At 35.8% G+C, this 17,583-nt stretch carries 13 protein-coding genes; 5 read left to right on the top strand and 8 right to left on the bottom strand.

Going from position 1 to position 17,583, the window contains the following annotated elements; translation table 11 throughout:
* Nucleotides 1-83 precede the first annotated feature (83 nt).
* Complete coding sequence (locus tag NYE73_RS24040; protein WP_048395461.1) at nucleotides 84-1,274, bottom strand: M14 family metallopeptidase; 1,191 nt, start codon at nucleotides 1,272-1,274, stop codon at nucleotides 84-86.
* Between the two features lie 184 nt (nucleotides 1,275-1,458).
* Between NYE73_RS24040 and NYE73_RS24035 the strand changes: the two genes are divergently transcribed.
* A complete protein-coding gene (locus tag NYE73_RS24035) occupies nucleotides 1,459-4,200 on the top strand; it encodes an ATP-binding protein (RefSeq protein WP_048395463.1) in 2,742 nt (913 codons plus the stop codon).
* Nucleotides 4,201-4,205: 5 nt separating this feature from the next.
* Entirely contained in the window at nucleotides 4,206-5,063 is an 858-nt protein-coding gene (locus tag NYE73_RS24030) for a CheR family methyltransferase (RefSeq protein WP_048395585.1), read from the top strand.
* Nucleotides 5,064-5,102: 39 nt separating this feature from the next.
* On the opposite strand, the gene NYE73_RS24025 is transcribed toward NYE73_RS24030, so the two are convergent.
* The gene (locus tag NYE73_RS24025) at nucleotides 5,103-6,251 is read right to left on the bottom strand and encodes a SpoIIE family protein phosphatase (RefSeq protein WP_048395464.1); all 1,149 of its coding nucleotides are present in this window, start codon (nucleotides 6,249-6,251) and stop codon (nucleotides 5,103-5,105) included.
* 151 nt (nucleotides 6,252-6,402) lie between these two features.
* Nucleotides 6,403-7,410 (bottom strand): HAAS signaling domain-containing protein, encoded by a 1,008-nt coding sequence (locus NYE73_RS24020; protein ID WP_259950953.1) that lies wholly within the window; start codon nucleotides 7,408-7,410, stop codon nucleotides 6,403-6,405.
* Nucleotides 7,411-7,540: 130 nt separating this feature from the next.
* On the opposite strand from NYE73_RS24020, the gene NYE73_RS24015 reads away from it, so the two are divergent.
* A complete protein-coding gene (locus NYE73_RS24015; RefSeq protein WP_048395467.1) occupies nucleotides 7,541-8,797 on the top strand; it encodes a GNAT family N-acetyltransferase in 1,257 nt (418 codons plus the stop codon).
* Nucleotides 8,798-8,814: 17 nt separating this feature from the next.
* On the opposite strand, the gene psiE is transcribed toward NYE73_RS24015, so the two are convergent.
* Nucleotides 8,815-9,267: a phosphate-starvation-inducible protein PsiE gene (psiE, locus tag NYE73_RS24010; protein ID WP_048395468.1), complete on the bottom strand. Its 453-nt coding sequence runs from the start codon at nucleotides 9,265-9,267 to the stop codon at nucleotides 8,815-8,817.
* Between the two features lie 206 nt (nucleotides 9,268-9,473).
* On the opposite strand from psiE, the gene NYE73_RS24005 reads away from it, so the two are divergent.
* Entirely contained in the window at nucleotides 9,474-9,698 is a 225-nt protein-coding gene (locus NYE73_RS24005) for a hypothetical protein (protein ID WP_016992248.1), read from the top strand.
* Nucleotides 9,699-9,753: 55 nt separating this feature from the next.
* Here NYE73_RS24005 and NYE73_RS24000 read toward each other — a convergent pair whose 3' ends face one another.
* Nucleotides 9,754-11,484 carry a methyl-accepting chemotaxis protein gene (locus NYE73_RS24000; protein ID WP_259950954.1) on the bottom strand — a complete coding sequence of 577 codons (1,731 nt, stop codon included), beginning with the start codon at nucleotides 11,482-11,484 and terminating at the stop codon, nucleotides 9,754-9,756.
* A gap of 195 nt (nucleotides 11,485-11,679) precedes the next feature.
* The gene (guaC, locus tag NYE73_RS23995) at nucleotides 11,680-12,663 is read right to left on the bottom strand and encodes a GMP reductase (protein WP_004233490.1); all 984 of its coding nucleotides are present in this window, start codon (nucleotides 12,661-12,663) and stop codon (nucleotides 11,680-11,682) included.
* A 235-nt stretch (nucleotides 12,664-12,898) separates the two neighbouring features.
* Between guaC and NYE73_RS23990 the strand changes: the two genes are divergently transcribed.
* On the top strand, nucleotides 12,899-13,318 hold the full coding sequence (locus NYE73_RS23990) for a VOC family protein (protein ID WP_016992246.1): 420 nt from the start codon (nucleotides 12,899-12,901) through the stop codon (nucleotides 13,316-13,318).
* A 61-nt stretch (nucleotides 13,319-13,379) separates the two neighbouring features.
* Here NYE73_RS23990 and NYE73_RS23985 read toward each other — a convergent pair whose 3' ends face one another.
* The gene (locus NYE73_RS23985; RefSeq protein ID WP_259950955.1) at nucleotides 13,380-15,329 is read right to left on the bottom strand and encodes a methyl-accepting chemotaxis protein; all 1,950 of its coding nucleotides are present in this window, start codon (nucleotides 15,327-15,329) and stop codon (nucleotides 13,380-13,382) included.
* Between the two features lie 279 nt (nucleotides 15,330-15,608).
* Nucleotides 15,609-17,558 (bottom strand): methyl-accepting chemotaxis protein, encoded by a 1,950-nt coding sequence (locus tag NYE73_RS23980; RefSeq protein ID WP_054548513.1) that lies wholly within the window; start codon nucleotides 17,556-17,558, stop codon nucleotides 15,609-15,611.
* Nucleotides 17,559-17,583: the final 25 nt, after the last annotated feature.

Genomic DNA, 17,583 nt, shown 5'->3' with positions numbered 1-17,583 from the left:
ATGATGAGATTTTCAATAAAAAACCCATTCGCTGAAAAGCCCAAAAGGACTATTTCATAGCGAATGGAGTTCGAGTACTCTTTTTACATATACAATGCAGCAAGGAAAATCCCTAAAGACTCCTCGTAAATGTCATCAAACTGGCTGATTGGTAAAGGATTTGTACCACTTCCTAATTCAACAGTGAAGCCTGGTCTACGCCAATCTTGAATAAACCAATCTTTATAACCAGCATAGCTTCCAGCAGATTGAACGGGCTCATAGCCACTTACTCTACTAAATTCATTTACAAGTACCTCTGATTCTGGGGGCTCTAGATTTTCAAAACCCCAATATATGACACGTCCCTGTGTATGAAAGGCTAATACTCTTGAAAAATCACGTTGCTTGGTCAAATCAGCCATTGCAATGGCTTCAGGTTCAGATAGTGGTCTTTCACCACCATAATCTCTTGGCCCTGGTGTTTTTGGATTACGGGCACTTTCAAGCTCCCATTTGGCAGGGAATTGGTCATTCAAATCAATTCCATGAATATTTGCTTTCCAGCCAGAAAAATCAGCGTTATCATTATTCCATTCAATTAGTTGATTTCTTAATGCTTCATCATTTGGTGGGCCTTGTATTACTAAATCAACGCCATCAGGATTTACCATAGGAACGATAGAAAGGAATGTTTGCTGATAAAGAGAAAATGGAGAAATTCCACGAATACTACTTTGATTGGTGAGGGCGAGCAAATAGTCATTTAAAAATGTTAGAATAATAGGTGTAGTAATCCATTCGTTTGCATGGAAGGAGCCATTATAGTGTACACGTTTTGCACCATGGCCAATTGATAGCTCAGGTAGCTCCTTCCCTAAAACGGAACTGCCAATGTTTGAGCTATGAAGAAAAGGATATGCATCAAGGAGCTTTCTGAGATCATTTATCATATGGGTATACGTGTAAGTTTGCTTACCTTCAACTAAACGCCATGTGATACGTTGGGGTATGCGAATCATTTGACCGATTTGTAATCGATTTGGATTGAGATCAGGATTAACAAGCAATAGGGCGACTAGGGGGAGGTTTCGGCTCTGGGCAATCTGCCAAAAAGAGTCTCCTTGTTTAATTTGATAGTTGTTGGTCACAAAACCAGGAATACGAACCCGTTGTCCAACTCTTAAAAATTGGGGATTTATATTTTCATTAGAATCTAAAATGAGTTGAAGAGGAATTTTAAATACCTCACTGAAATGCCAAAGTGAATCTCCTGGTCTTACGATAATATCCAAATGTTTTCTCTCCTTAATTAGAAATGGTTCAATATAAAATGTATATGAAAAATACAGAGACTTATTGATACAAAATCAGCAAAATTTCTTTATGATGAATCTAAAATAGGAGAAAATGAGTTATTTTTACATGTATACTAGTAATCATACTAAAGTAAAAGAAAGGTAAAGGTAGGAAAACCAAATGTTAAATAGATTAAAATTGGGTATACGCTCAAAGATTTCATTAGGTTATATCGTAATCATTCTTTGCCTACTTGCGACGGTTGTCATATTAAATAATCAAATTACATCTTTGCAGAAGGAAAGAAATTTTATTATTAAGTACGATTCCAATGTTCTAACTTTAACGAATGAAATTGAAAAATATATATTGGATATGGAATCAAGTCAGCGGGCTTTCATCATTACGGGTAAGCAGAGTTATCTGGAACCCTATGATAATGCAGCTGAAAATTGGAAAATAGATTTTAATGAACTCTATCAACAAATGAAAGATAAACCAGCTCAGCAGGACAAACTTAAAGAGATAGAGGAAACAATTGAACATTGGGTTGCAACGTCAGGCGAACCAACTATTCAATATAAAAAGGATAATAATGTAGAAGCATTAAATGATTTTTTTAAAGTGGATAATGGTCGTCAGGATATGGAAAAAATGCGCAAATTATTCGATTCATTCCGTGCCACTGAAAATGCTTATACACAGGCAAAGGCAAGTCAGTTAGATAAGCAAAATAGTAAATTAACTAGTGCTCTATTTGGGATCTTAATTTTAGTTTCTACAATAGCTATTGCTATCGCTAGTGGCATTTCCCGTTCAATTGTAAAAACGATAACGGAAGTAACACAAACAATTCAAGAAATAGCAGCTACAAAAGGTGATTTTACAAGAAGAATCCATGTGAATACAAACGATGAAGTGAATGAACTTGCTAATGCAACGAATACGCTTTTAGAGTCCGTCGAAAAGAGGGAATGGCTACAAAGCAATGTAGCTGAAATCGTGACAAATTATCAAGGTATTTCAGCAATTACAAAATTAGCGGAGACCTTCCTATCAGAAGTAGCACAGAAAACCCAAGCATCCCTTGGCGCATTTTATGTTCGGGAAGTAACAGAGAACCAAGTACAGTTTGTGAAAAAGGCTGCTTTTGCTGACACGGATGATTGTGTTGGTATGGAGAGCTTCAAAATAGGACAAGGGTTAATCGGTCAATGTGCATTAGAAAAGAGAGTGCTATTCTATGATAATATTCCGAGAGACTATCGTTTAATCAAGACGGGATTAGGTGAAATTAGACCACAAAATATTTTATTGATTCCTGTCATTTTTGAAAATGAAGTTATAGCGGTTGTTGAAATAGCAACAATGGCTAAATTCAGTAAGTTACAGCAAGAATTAGTGAGACAGGTTACTGAAACCTTTGGACTAACAGTTAACAGTGTTTTAGGGCGTATGGAAATTGTACGTCTATTGAATGAATCTAGAGCAATGACAGAGGAATTACAGGTCCAATCAGAGGAGCTTCAAACACAATCAGAGGAATTACAAATGCAGACAGAAGAGCTGACTATGATTAATGAGCAGCTTGAGGAACGCACGAAAGAGGCAGAGTCCAAATCAAGAGAGCTAGAGAAAGCGAAGAAGGAATTAGAAGAAAGTGCAGAGCAGCTTATCCTTAACTCTAATTACAAATCCGAATTTTTAGCGAATATGTCACATGAATTAAGAACACCTTTAAACAGCATATTAATATTATCTGAAATGCTAGCAGAAAATAGCCAACACAACCTAACAGACGAGGAAGCAGAGTTTGCTAAAGTTATTCATTCTTCAGGAGAGGACTTGCTTGCTCTAATCAATGACATATTAGATTTATCTAAAGTGGAGGCCGGGAAGCTTGATATTATTTTTAATGAAGTGAATATGAGCGAAGTACCTGTACAAATTGAACATACCTTTGCACCAGTTGCGAGGAAGAAAAACTTAGCATTCCATATTTCAAAGGCGGATCATGTAGTGGATGTATTCTATACGGATGAGAAGAGATTCCAGCAAATCTTAAAGAATTTATTATCGAATGCCTTTAAATTTACTGAGCAGGGATCTGTCACATTAGACATTAACCAGCTTACACCACAACAACTAACAAACAATATGCAGGATATAAGTACGGATTGGTTAGAAATTACTGTTTCAGATACAGGAATAGGTATTCCAAAAGACAAACACCAGCTGATTTTTGAATCATTCCAACAAGCAGATGGAGCTACGGTCCGAAAATATGGTGGAACGGGTCTTGGTCTTTCTATTTGTAAGGAATTTGCAAAATTACTTGGTGGATGGATTACATTACAAAGTACTGAAGGACAAGGTAGTAGCTTTACGTTAACGATTCCGAGTCTACCAAATGGAATTGAAGAGGAGCATTGCCAAAAGCTTGCCATGAACGAAGTGGCTGTGACGACGGTGGAAGAGGAACAAATCAAAGAGCAGCCAGTAGCAATGGAAGAAGCCCTTCAACATGAGGTTGAGGTGTTTCAAGGGAAAAATATTTTAATAGTTGATGATGATAACCGTAATATTTATGCGTTGAAAACGGCATTAGAAAAAAGAGGCATGCATATTCTAGTTGCCAAAGATGGGCTAGAATGTTTAGAGGTCTTGCAGGCTAATCCAGATATCGATCTTGTTCTGATGGATATAATGATGCCAAATATGGATGGCTATGAAGCGATGACTATTATTCGTCAGCAAATGAAACGTATCGATTTGCCAATCATTGCATTGACTGCTAAAGCGATGAAAAATGACCGTGATAAATCATTGCAGGCAGGTGCATCTGATTATATTAGTAAGCCATTAAATTTAGATCAATTAATATCAGTTTTAAGAGTATGGTTAGTTTCTAAGGGGAGTTAATGAACATGGAACAACAATTTCAGCCTTTGGAGCAAAATATACAATTAAATAAGCATACAAATTTAGAAATTGATTTGTTACTAGAAGCTATTTATCGTTTATCGGGTTATGATTTTCGGCAATATAATCGTTCATCCATTTCACGCAGAATCTACAATAGGATGGGGATAAATAACATCCCAACGATTTCACGTGTACAAGAAAAGGTCATTCATGATAAAGAATTTTTAGAGCAGATATTAAATGATTTTTCGATAAATGTAACGGAGATGTTCCGCAACCCTAGCTTTTTTAAGGCCTTTCGTGAAACGGTCATTCCTGTTTTACGAGAATATCCTGAAATCCGTATTTGGCATGCAGGGTGTGCAACAGGTGAAGAAGTATATTCAATGGCTATCTTGCTTCAAGAAGAGGGGCTAATAGAGAGATCTGTAATTTATGCAACAGATATGAACGAGCAAGTATTAGAAAAAGCTAAGAAGGGGGCCTTTCCAATTCATAAAATGCAGGCATATACAAAAAACTATATGCTTGCTGGAGGTGCCCATGCTTTTTCAGAATACTATCAAACAGATTATCAATATGCTTACTTTCATCCAACATTATTGAAAAATATTATTTTTGCTCAACATAATTTAGTAACAGATCATTCATTTAATGAATTTCATGTTGTTCTGTGCAGAAATGTTCTTATTTATTTTTCACCTAAGCTCCAGAGCCAGGTACATCAATTATTTTATGAAAGTCTAAGTGACAAAGGTTTTTTATGCTTAGGGGATAAAGAAACATTGCGATTTGAAGAGGTTATTTCAAAGTATAATGAGATTTCTGGAAACGAAAGAATTTATCAAAAAATGTATTAATGAGTAAGAGGCTATCTTTAATGGATAGCCTCTGCTTTTTTATATAGTATTAGTGCTAGCTTGAATCATTAAAACACACATGTCATCAGGCTGATTCTCTTGTTTATCCTTAGGCAAAAGGTTATCGATTAGGCATTGCGAATAATCCCACTTGGAGGATGTTAGCGTTTGCAAATGCTTTTCTGATTCTAATTCACAGGGTCCCATTGCCTCTAACACACCGTCTGTAAATAACACAATTTGAATGTCATGCTCATATTGGATAAATTGCTTTTTCACTTTTATTTCATCAAAGAACCCGACTGCACAGCTACCCTGATCTAATGGAATACATGTTTTTTCATCGATTAGTGCATATCCAGGAGGATGGCCAGCATTTATGTACTCGACTGTTTTTTGCTCTGTATCAATGATTAAATAAATCGCTGTAAAATAATAAAGATTATTCTCTTTCCCATCTTGTAATAGCGTCATATAACGATTCAGTTCTTGGATGACAAGCTCAGGTTCAACCAATTGCTTAACCGCCTCTCTTAGAACAGAGGAGATGAACATACAAACCAACGCTGCAGATATACCGTGACCCATCATATCCAATAATATTATGGCATAACGATGATCGTCTATTTTGTACCAATAATACATATCTCCTGCCAAATTAGAGGATGGTAAATAAGAAACTTCAATACGGATGTCCTTCTCATTTAACGGTGGGCTAAGAAGACTCCTTTGTACATGGGTTGCTAAATCTAGTTCATATTGTATTTTCTTTTCATGCTGTGTGTGCCAGTCTAATTCTGCCTTTAAACGTAAGGCAACACGCATTCTGGCAAGTAGCTCTGTTTTATTAATTGGTTTAGTAATATAATCTACACCACCAATGTCTAGGGCTTCTGCCAGTTTGTTTTTATCCTCGAGTGCTGTAACAAAAATGATTTGAATATCTTTCAATCTCTCATTTTGCTTAATGCGTTTGCAGGCCTCAATACCATCTACTTCCGGCATCATAATATCTAACAAAATTAAATCTACTGAATTTCCTGTCGGATTGGGTGAATCTAATTGTAAATAATCAAATAGCTCATAAGCAGATGAAAGAGAAACACAGTTATCATAACCTGCATTTTTTAGTATTTTCTCAATGACAAATAAATTGACTTGATTGTCATCTACTAGAAGAATGGTCATAGTACTTTCCCCTTACTCTGATTGAATTGTGCAGATTATTTTTCACATATATAAAATACTTTCAACTTTATCATTATACAAAACATCAGAGAATAAAGGTATTTTGGCGATTTGAATGTATGGTTTACTAGGTATATGAAGTAGAAGGGCGTTATATTTTAGCTTTTTTAAATCCTTGGTAGATATCAAATACATTTGCTAAAACAGCAATAATCATACTGACAAGTAGGATTTTATCAATAGTGAAGGCAACTTTAGCTGAGGTTGTTTCTGTAATAGCCGCAATATAAGGTATAGAGGCGCTGTGAATAAAATCTTGGTGTATCGCTATTAAAATAAACACAATTGTTCCTACACTTTGAAGTAGTGCATTAGTGATGGCGATAGGCATTGTCCACTGTCCTGCACGCCATTTTAATAAGGTTAAAGTTAGACTTAGGATAATACATAGTAAGACCATGGGAACAAACGATTGTAAAGTATTTTGATTAAAGATAGGCATAACAAATTTCAAGCTGCCGTTGTCATTCGTTGTATAAATACCTAAAAGACGATAGGCATTCCAGTAAACAAAAGAAAAAATAAGTATTCCTAAAAGGCTAAAAATCGTATCACTTATAGGAATGATTTTATCTTTGGGAATCTTTTTAATTTGTATTAAATCATCAGGTGACCATGGCTTGGTATCTCTCAGAAAAGGGATCGAAAGCTTTTCAGCCCCAGAACGGTCCTTAATGATAAAAATAACCGTAACCCAAAACAAAACGTGAAATAACACAGCAATAATTGCAACAATCATCCCTACAAATGCTGTAATAATGGTTGTGAGAAGTGCTTCTTCTCCAGAATAGAGAACCATCTTCTCTATTATTTGAACAATGATCGTAATAAGAATTGCCCAAGGAATAATTAGCTTGATGGTTCTTGTATATTGTTCAAAATTCTTTGGACCAATTAAAAAGTGGGGAGTATCCTGATAGCGTGCAGCAACTTCTGAAGGGCTTCCAAGCTTCCTAATTACTTCCTTCACCTCAGATTCTGTATATTGCTCTGGCAACATATCCTCAATAGTAGCCTTTAGTTCAACCTTGATTATCTCACGTTTATTTTTATGTAGCCTTTTAGTCACTTCGTGAATATATGAATCAATTAAAGTCATACATTTTCCTCCTTTAATCATTTTCAGTACTCATTAATTGGTCGTGGTAATATATGTTATTATGGGGTATAAAAATTAATATGAAAAATTCGTGAACAACATGCAACAATTTGAAAACGGAGGGGACATGATGAGGGTTGTAGAGAAATTATTAAAAGAGCAAGATTTTGTAGCCTTTGTGAATATCGTTGTAGGAGCGTATCCAGGAAAATTGAATGGAACACAAACAACAAAAGAACAGCTGAAAAAGCTCTTTATGCAAAATCAGAGCAATGATGAATCTCTTCATTATTATGGACTTTGGGAAAATGACAAACTCATTGGTGGTATGCGACTACATGACTTTCAAATGAATCTGTTTTCTAAAATGCTACCAATTGGTGGGGTAGGACTTGTTGCAGTTGATTTATTACATAAAAAAGAGAAGGCTGCAAAAGAATTAATCCAACATTTCTTTAATATCTTTTTAGAAAAAAATATTCATTTTGTGGCCTTGTATCCGTTTAGACCAGATTTTTATAAAAAAATGGGTTTTGGCTATGGACCGAAAATCTATCAATACTTGGTAGAGCCTTCAAGCTTCCCGAAAGGACCAACCAAAAAGCACCTTAAATATTTGACAGTTGAAGATCAACAACAGCTTGTAGATTGCTACAACAGGGTAGTAGCAAAAAAACATGGGATGTTTCTTAAAACACAATCGGAACTATCTTTTATTTTTAATAATCCAGATAACTATGTGATTGCAATGGAACAGGAAGGTACAGTTCAGGGCTATATTGCCTTTTCTTTTAATAAACAAAGCGATAGTAATTTTATGCTAAATAATTTGGTCATTAAGGAGTGGATCTATGAAACTCCGGAGGCTTTGCTAGAGCTTAGTACATTTTTAAACAGTCAAGCAGATCAAGTAAACCGAATCGAATGGAATACACAAGAAGAAAATGTCCATTTCTTTTTAGAGGATGTTAGAAATGGCACAAATCATTTAATTCCAAGTGTCTATCACGCAAGTGCCGTGTCAGGAATTGGTCTAATGTACCGTATAATTAATGTGAAGGGCTTTTTTGATGAGCTACTAACACGCAATTTTAACGGTGTCACTTTGACCTTTAAATTGAATGTTATGGATTCGTTACTGGCAAAAAATAATCAGCAACTTATTGTTGAGGCTGTTAACGGTACAATTAAAATGCTAGAAAGTGATAGCTATGATGTTGAAGTAACGATAGATGTAGCTGAGCTTTCATCACTAGTAATGGGCGTAGTAACGGTCCAAGAGCTATTTATGCTGAGTCGAATACAGATTAGTGATAATCAGTATTCACAGGCTTTACAGCAATTCTTCTATGTGTTTGAAAAGCCCACATGTATATCTGCATTTTAGAATGGGCGTGAGGGCTTTTAATCATTTTTGATGAGAATGGAAGAACGTGTTGGCCTTTCAAGTGGCGTTATATTAATAATAAAGTAGCTTATGATTAGTATGAGGATAATTAATGAATAAATTAACGTATTTAGAGGATGATCATGCTCCACAATAATTAGTCGAATCATTGCTGTGATACCTATATAGATAAAATATCGAAGTGGAAAATGGTAATCCTCCTTAAAGTATTTAATGATCATTGTGATGAATTCGAAATATAAAAAGAAAATAAGAATATTGGCAAGGAATAGTTTATAATCACCATCTTCCTTAGCGAATAGTAATATTTTAAGAAATTCAATTAGCTCCTTAAATAATAAAAAGCAGAGAATCAGTGCTAATAGTACAAGGCAAACATTGAGAAAGAGCTGTAGAGATTTTGGCACAGCTTTAATGAGCTGTAAATAAGTCGTATTTTTTTGCTTCATCCAATTCCTCCAATCGGTTTTGTAAATACATCATCATATGGTCGAGTAGTAGTGTATTATGATATAAATATAACAATTTGTCGTAAATCTTTTCTTATTATTTTGTAAAGTTTTGGTATATTTTAATGAAAGAAAGTTTTCAAAATAATTTAGTGGTATGCTAAAATAGATGTGCATGAATATAAAATATAAAAGGGGTTTTTAAAATGGCAAAATCTGCAAAAACTGATGCGAAAATTACACCAGAACGTTTAGAAGAAGCGTTAAATGTTCGTGATCGACTTATTATCGAGCTACTGGTACAAGTACTTGATGAAAAGCTAGTAATTGAGCGTCCTGTATTACGTGAACGTCTAGGGAACCTTGTAGATCTTGCAGATCACGATGCAGAGCTTAAGGAAACAATCCACGCAGTAATTAACAAACTATAATGTAAAAGAGGAATGCTACGGATATGCGTAGCATTCTTTTTTATATAGTATTTTATCATGTAAAGCGTTCTACCAAGTCGTACATGCGCTCTGCCTCTGTATGAAGCTCCATAGAGGAGTGCATGATAGATGTCACCGCTGACTTTTGTTCGTCAATAGAAGCGTTAATTTGTTCAGTAGCTGCGGCAGATTGTGTAGCGACACTTGCTATTTCATTGATGGCGTTCATCACGACTATTCGATTTTCCGCCATGTCATTCATTCCTTTGTCTAAAGAAACAAGGTGCTTTGTAATGTCATGAATGGAGTCTGCTAGGAAAGTAAAGGCTCCCTTTACTTCCGTAATCGACATGGCCTGATTTTGTGACAGTTGGAGCGTGTGTATCATTTTTGAATCTGAATTAGCGGTATCGACCTCAATACGCTGTAATAGGTTTCTAACCCGATTAGTAGCTTCATTCGTATCCTCAGATAAATGACGGACTTCCTCAGCTACGACAGCAAACCCTTTGCCATGTTCACCTGCACGGGCTGCTTCAATACTTGCATTTAGTGCTAAAAGATTTGTTTGTTCAGAAATGGATGTAATTGTTTGTACGACTTGATGAATTTCTTTCATTTGGCTCGTCAAACTTGAGAAAGTTGTTCTTAATTCCTCAATCACTTGCGTAAACTCACTTGAATTTTGTAGTAATACATCTACTTTTTGTCTACCGTTTTCTTGTGATTGATTAATGATATTCATATTTTCTGTAATCTCACTATATTTATCTGTAGCATTTGAGATAAGTGAGGACAGTGTTTCTACTTTACTAATGGCCATTTCTGCTTCCTCAGCTTGTACTACAGCCCCCTTAGATATATCATTGATGGCTTGATGAATTTCATCAGCAGAAGCAGTCGTCTCCTCAGTAATGGCACTCAGCATTTCTGAAGAAACGCGCATTTGGGACGCACTATCCTTTGTATTGTTGACCATTTCGTGTAAGCTATGTTTCATATTATTCACGTTACTAGCTAGTATACCTAGTTCATCTTCTGTAGTAACAGGTATGTCATCACCAGTTAGCTTGCCTTTAGCAATATCAGATGTAATGACCATAATTTTTCGTATATAGGTTGTCATTCGTCCAGAGAAGAACCAGAAGAGTGATACACCAATAATCGTTGCAAGGATGGTCATGCCTAGTGTGTAGTATAAAACATTATTCGTACCTGCATTAAAGTCCATTTCGTATGTACCAGCTGCTATAATCCAGCCCCAATGCTTGTCCTTTTCTACATAAGTTATCTTAGGCGCAACGATTTCAGGATTTGAGGGAAGGGCCCAATCATAACGTACATATCCTCCTCCAGCATTTGCTGCTTCAATCATTTCTCGTACAAAATAGCGCCCATCCTCTGTTTGTAAATCTGAAATATTTTGTCCTTCTAGGGATGGATGAGTTTCAACCATACCACTATCTTGGAAAGCATAGAAATAAAAATTATCTCCATATTTAACAGGATTATCAATGGATCTTTTGTTATCTTCAATTTTATTACCAACGATCTGTATTCTAGCACTTTCCTGAGCTTCTTCTAGCGTTAACTTCCCATTTTGAACTTGAGTATCTAATTGTGCAATTAGTTCAAGTATGCCAAGTGTGCCATTTTTAAGACTATCTCGACCTACCTGATCGAGTTCTCCTTTCACCACCATATAATTGACGGTTCCAACTAGTCCTGTTGATAGTAGAATAACTATAATAGCAAGACTAACAAGTTTATTACGTACTGATTTCATAAGATACAACCCCCGTTCCTTCATTCCTTCAATATAGTTCTATTATAATATATAATTTTTTAATAAAATAGAAAATTCAGAAAATAAATACGGTATTTTAAGTGAAATAGGTCCAAAAAAATCACCCCAATCAAGAGTAAAAAGCAGCTCTTAATTGGGGTGATGTTGAAGCTTAATATAGCGGGTTTACATCGATTAGTACACTTTGTCTCCATTGAAAATAGAGTTCTTCACGATTACATAATCAACATTGCGAATAGCCTCTAGCTTTGTGCCACCAGCATATGAAATAGATGACTGTAAATCTTGTTGCATCTCGATTAATGTATCTTTGATGCTACCTTTATGTTCAACGTACATTTTCTTACCTTCGACGTTTTTACGTTCACCTTTTTGGAATTCAGAAGCAGAGCCGAAGTATTCCTTCACTGTTCTACCCTCGATTTCGATTGTTTCACCAGGTGACTCTTCATGACCAGCGAATAATGAACCGATCATTACCATTGAAGCACCAAAACGTACAGATTTAGCGATATCTCCATGTGTACGAATGCCACCATCAGCAATAATTGGTTTTGTAGCAGCCTTTGCACACCAACGTAGTGCAGCTAGTTGCCAGCCGCCAGTACCAAAACCTGTTTTGATTTTAGTAATACATACTTTACCTGGTCCAATCCCAACTTTTGTTGCATCTGCACCAGCATTTTCAAGCTCGCGCACCGCTTCAGGTGTTCCTACATTACCTGCGATGACAAAGCTTTTTGGTAAATGCTTTTTAATATGCTGAATCATACGAATAACAGCATTTGAATGACCATGTGCAATATCAATTGTAATAAAATCAGGTACCAAATTAGCAGCTGCTAATTCTTCAATAAATGTATATTCCTCTTCTTTTACACCAACGCTAATAGAAGCAATTAAGCCATTTCCTTGCATTTCTAGAATAAAGTTTCGACGAGTTTCTGGTTGGAAACGGTGCATGATGTAAAAGTAACCGTTTTCAGCAAGTTTCTTTGCAAGATTTTCATCGATAATTGTTTGCATATTTGCAGGTACTACTGGAAGTTTAAAAGTGTGACCACCTAAAGTAACAGAAGTATCACATTCTGAACGACTTTCTACAATACATTTTGCGGGAATTAGTTGAATATCCTCATAGTCAAATACGTTATCCATTATATACACTCCTAAAATACGAATATTTTTTAAGATTTAATTTAAATTGTTCGCCATTTGGTAATTTACATGATTTTTGAGTAAATGTCAAAGCTTTTGTGAAAATAAATAAAAAATTTAAAAAGAAAGGAGCCAACTTACTTTGAAGATGAAATATTCTAGTTATAATTTGTGTTATGTTTTGTAATCCATGTACAATAGAATTGTTTCAAAAAATGACAAAGGAGTGTTGAAAATGGCAGTAGAGGTTTATTTGAATTTTAATGGAAATTGTCGAGAGGCAGTTGCGTTTTACGAAGACGTTTTTAATACGGACAAGGCTGAAATTATGACGTTTGGAGAGACACCACAAAATCCAGACTATCCATTACCAGAAGAAGCAAAAGATCTTGTCATGCATACACGACTTATTGTATTCGGTAGTAGAATTATGTTCTCAGATACATTTCCAGGCATGCCATTTTCCACAGGGAATAATGTCACATTAGCTGTTGTATCCGATGATGAAGAGCAAATGCGTCAAGCATTTGATAAGCTTAAAGAAGGTGGTAACGTGAGAATGGAGCTTCAAGAAACATTTTGGAGCAAATGTTACGGCTCACTTACAGACAAATTTGGCGTTGAATGGCAATTTAGCCATGAGGTAAATGAATAATTAAATAACAAGATAAAAGCACGATGATAGGGTTAAACCAAGTATCATCGTGCTTTCTTATTTAGTAATTAAAACGATCTACATAGCCTTGTAATTCATCTGCCATATCAAGCAATGTTTTAGCAGAAGAGGCGATTTCCTGCATGGAAGATAATGTTTGTTCCGTTGAAGCGGCAACCTCTTCAGATGCAGCTGCGTTTAGTTTTGCATGATCTGACAGTTCAATAGCAGTAGCGGATACCTCCTCTACAACGGCAGACATTTCTTGTGCTGAAGCTGATATATCCTCCATTTTAGGAGCAATTTCTCGAAGACTTCCAACGATACTTGTAAATTTCTTTTTCGTATCCTCGGATAGCTGTAAACCTTCTTGAACGTCTGCAGAAGCTTTCGTCATCGTTTGTACAGATTTAGCAGTATCTTGTTGTATGCCAGTAATCAGAGTAGAAATTTGCTCTGCTGATTGATGAGATTGCTCCGCTAATTTACGTACTTCATCTGCTACAACTGCAAAGCCTTTACCGTGTTCACCTGCTCGTGCTGCTTCAATAGCAGCATTAAGAGCAAGAAGGTTTGTTTGGTCTGAAATAGCGCTAATAATTTCTATAATGGAGCCAATTTCTTTTGTACGATCAAATAGGGATTTAATCATCGTATCGGATTGAGCCACAGAATCATGAATGGATACCATTTGATTAACAGTGTGCTCAACAGATTGACTACCTTCTTCCGCTAATTGGATGGCCTGGCTGGATAGGTCTGAAACTTGTAGGGCACTATCTGCTACCTCTACAACACCTTTTGCAATTTCCTCAATAGAAACAGCATTTTGATCGATTCCTGTTGTTTGTTTTTCCGTACTAATCGCTACCTGTTGCATAGCCTCTGTCACTTGCTCAGATGCAGCGATATTTTGCTCAGCATTCGCTGAAAGACCTTGTGCCGAGGTTTGAACATGTTGTGAGCTTTGATCAACATTGCGGATCAGTCTTTTTAAGCTAACTTTCATTGAGACAAATGCTTCAGCAAGCTGTCCTATTTCATCTTTGGTATGAATATCAATATACTCTGTCAAATCACCTTCACTAATTTTAAGAGCACTTTGCTGTAGTTGTTTAATTGGGTTAACAATAGATTTAATCATTGAGAGCATAAAGATAATACCAACAATAATAGAAATACCAATAATAAGTAATGTAATAGTAAAGGTTGAGGTAGCAGCGTTAGTAGCCTCTGCAATGAACATTGTACCAATTATCTTCCAGCCTGTGATTTCATTTGTTTCAAAGCGTAAATGACGGTCACCTTCAGTAATAATACCTTCCTGCTTTTCGTAAACTTTTGAAACATAATCTTCTGTTGCCTCTGTGCCGCTTTCCTTATCTTTTTGAGCAATATATAACTTATTATTATCTAACAGAGAGGCAAAGCCCGTTTCTCCGATACGTGTTTGATCTGTCAGTGCACTTAGAAGAGAGATATTTAAATCTAAGGCAATTACGCCAGAATCATCAGGAAGAGCTTGCATAACTGTTACAACGATGTTATTTGTTGATTTTGAGATATATGGAGAAGTGATGGATACATGCCCTTTATTATCCATGGCTTCTATATACCAAGGACGTTTACGAGGATCATAATCACTTGCATAGTCATGGACAGGTTCATCAATGATTCGCCCATCAGCAGTCCCTATATATACTAGCTCCACTTCTGGGTGTGTATTTACATATTCCTGAAAAAGACCTTTTAATTCAGCTTTTTTATCATCTTGTAAATAAGACTGATTTATTTTCTTGGCAAAATATTCGATATCATGAACTCTAGGAGCAATTGTATTGGTAATATTACTATTAAGCATACGCACACTTTCCTTGGCGCTTGCTTGCTGCTCTTCGAGTATTTGATTTTTGGTACTTTTAAAGGAGGTATACCCGATTAAAAGTGCGGGAATGAGAAGTATGACTAAAAATGCAAAGATGAGTTTCTTTCTTAAACTAATTCGTTTCATATAGTATTCCTCCTTAAACGACATTATTGAAGTGTAATATAATTAACTACGAGATGGGTTTTATTACACTAGTAGACTCCTAAGTCGTTCAAATGTTTAATCTGATTCTAAGAGGAAAATGAATAATAATCAACACAATTTTCTGAAAAATCTGGAAAATAAAGTTATGCAACGCTATTATTTGTAGAAAAATATCTTATTTTGTAATTTCCTATCTTTTAGGAATAGAAAAAATCTGAGTTCAATACTATCGTGAACTCAGATCTAGCAGTTAAATAATTAATATTTAAAACGATTAACATAACCCTGCAATTCATCCGCCATATCAAGTAGGGTTTTGGCAGACGAAGCCATATCTTGCATAGAAGATAAAGTTTGTTCCGTGGAAGCAGCAACTTCTTCTGTAGCAGCAGCATTTAATTTTGCGTGATCGGAAAGTTCAATAGCAGTCGCTGAAACTTCTTCTACAACGGCAGACATTTCTTGAGCAGATGCTGAAATATCCTCCATTTTCGGCGCGATGTTTCGAAGACTTTCGATAATGCTCGCGAATTTTCTACTTGTTTCTTCTGTCAATTGTAAGCCCTCTTGAACATCTGTCGACGCTTTGACCATTGTCTCTACAGATTTTGCCGTATCTTGCTGAATAGTAGTTATAAGCGCAGAAATTTGCTCTGCTGATTGATGAGATTGCTCTGCTAATTTGCGTACTTCATCTGCCACTACCGCGAAGCCTTTGCCATGTTCTCCTGCTCTAGCAGCTTCTATAGCTGCATTAAGCGCTAGTAAATTCGTTTGATCTGATATAGCACTAATCATTTCTAAAATGGACCCAATTTCTTTCGTGCGATCATATAGTGCTTTAATCATTGTATCTGATTGCGTTACAGAATTATGGATAGAATTCATTTGCTGTACCGTTTGTTTGACAGATTGTCCACCTTCTTCTGCCAATTGGATAGCATGACTAGATAGGTCAGAAACCTGCATGGAACTGTCTGCCACTTCAACAACGCCTTTAGCAATTTCTTCAACTGAAATGGCATTCTGATCAATACCTGTTGTTTGTTTTTCTGTACTAATTGCCATTTGGTGCATGGCATCGGCAACTTGCTCTGAGGCAGCGATGTTTTGTTCTGCATTAGCAGATAAATTTTGAGCGGCTGTTTGGACATGTTGTGAGCTTTGATCAACATTTCGAATTAATTTTTTTAAGCTCACCTTCATAGAGATAAAGGCTTCTCCAAGCTGACCTATTTCATCTTTAGAATGGATTTCAATAAACTCCGTTAAATTACCGTCACTAATTTTTAATGCGCTTTGCTTCAATTGATTAATTGGGTTAACAATAGACTTTATCATAAAGAGCATGAAAATAACGCCAACGAGAATGGAAACAATAATGATAATTAAATTTATATTCAATGTGGATGCTGCAGCTTTTGCAGCTTCCGCAGTAAACATTGTACCAATTACTTTCCAACCCGTTAACTCATTCGTAACAAATTGTAAGTGACGGTCTTTTTCAATGATAGTACCGCTTTCCTGCTCATAAATTTTTGTTATGTAGCTTTCCGTTGCCTCTGTACCACTTTCTTTATCTGGCTGAGCAATGTAAATTTTATTGTTATCTAAAAGAGAAGCGAAGCCCGTTTCTCCAATACGAATATTATTCGTAATGTCACTTAATGTAGAAATATTTAGATCTAATCCTAATACGCCAGAACCATCCGGTAATGCCTGAGTAATTGTGATGACAATGTCACCTGTAGATTGTGTAACATATGGTGCAGTAATTGAGGTCTTCCCATTATTAGCTAAAGCCTGCTTATACCAAGGTCTTGTCCGAGGGTCGAAGCCATCAGGATACTCTTGAACAGGCTGATCAAACAGTTTGCCTTCAGCAGTTCCAATATATATCAGATCTACTTCAGGGTGCATGTTGACATATTCACTTAATAATGACTTCAGTTCTAAAATGCTCTCATCTTGAAAGTAAGTTTCACTAAATTTCTGTGAAAAATATTGTACATCTTTCAATTTAGGTTCAATCATGTTTGTAATATTGGAATTTAGAATGCGTACACTTTCAGTCGCACTTGCGCGTTGCTCCTCTGAAATTTGCTGTTCAGCACTTTGGTAAGATACTATTCCAATCAAGAGTGTTGGGATGAGAAGCATGGCTAAAAACGAAAAAATAAGCTTTTTTCTTAAACTTAGTTGTTTCAATTGTATTATCCTCACATAATATTTT

Source organism: Lysinibacillus sp. FSL K6-0102 (genome assembly GCF_038003545.1).
Lineage (GTDB): Bacteria > Bacillota > Bacilli > Bacillales_A > Planococcaceae > Lysinibacillus > Lysinibacillus capsici.
The sequence above is the reverse complement of the archived record's forward strand: the minus strand, read 5'-3'. Positions and strand labels throughout refer to the sequence as shown.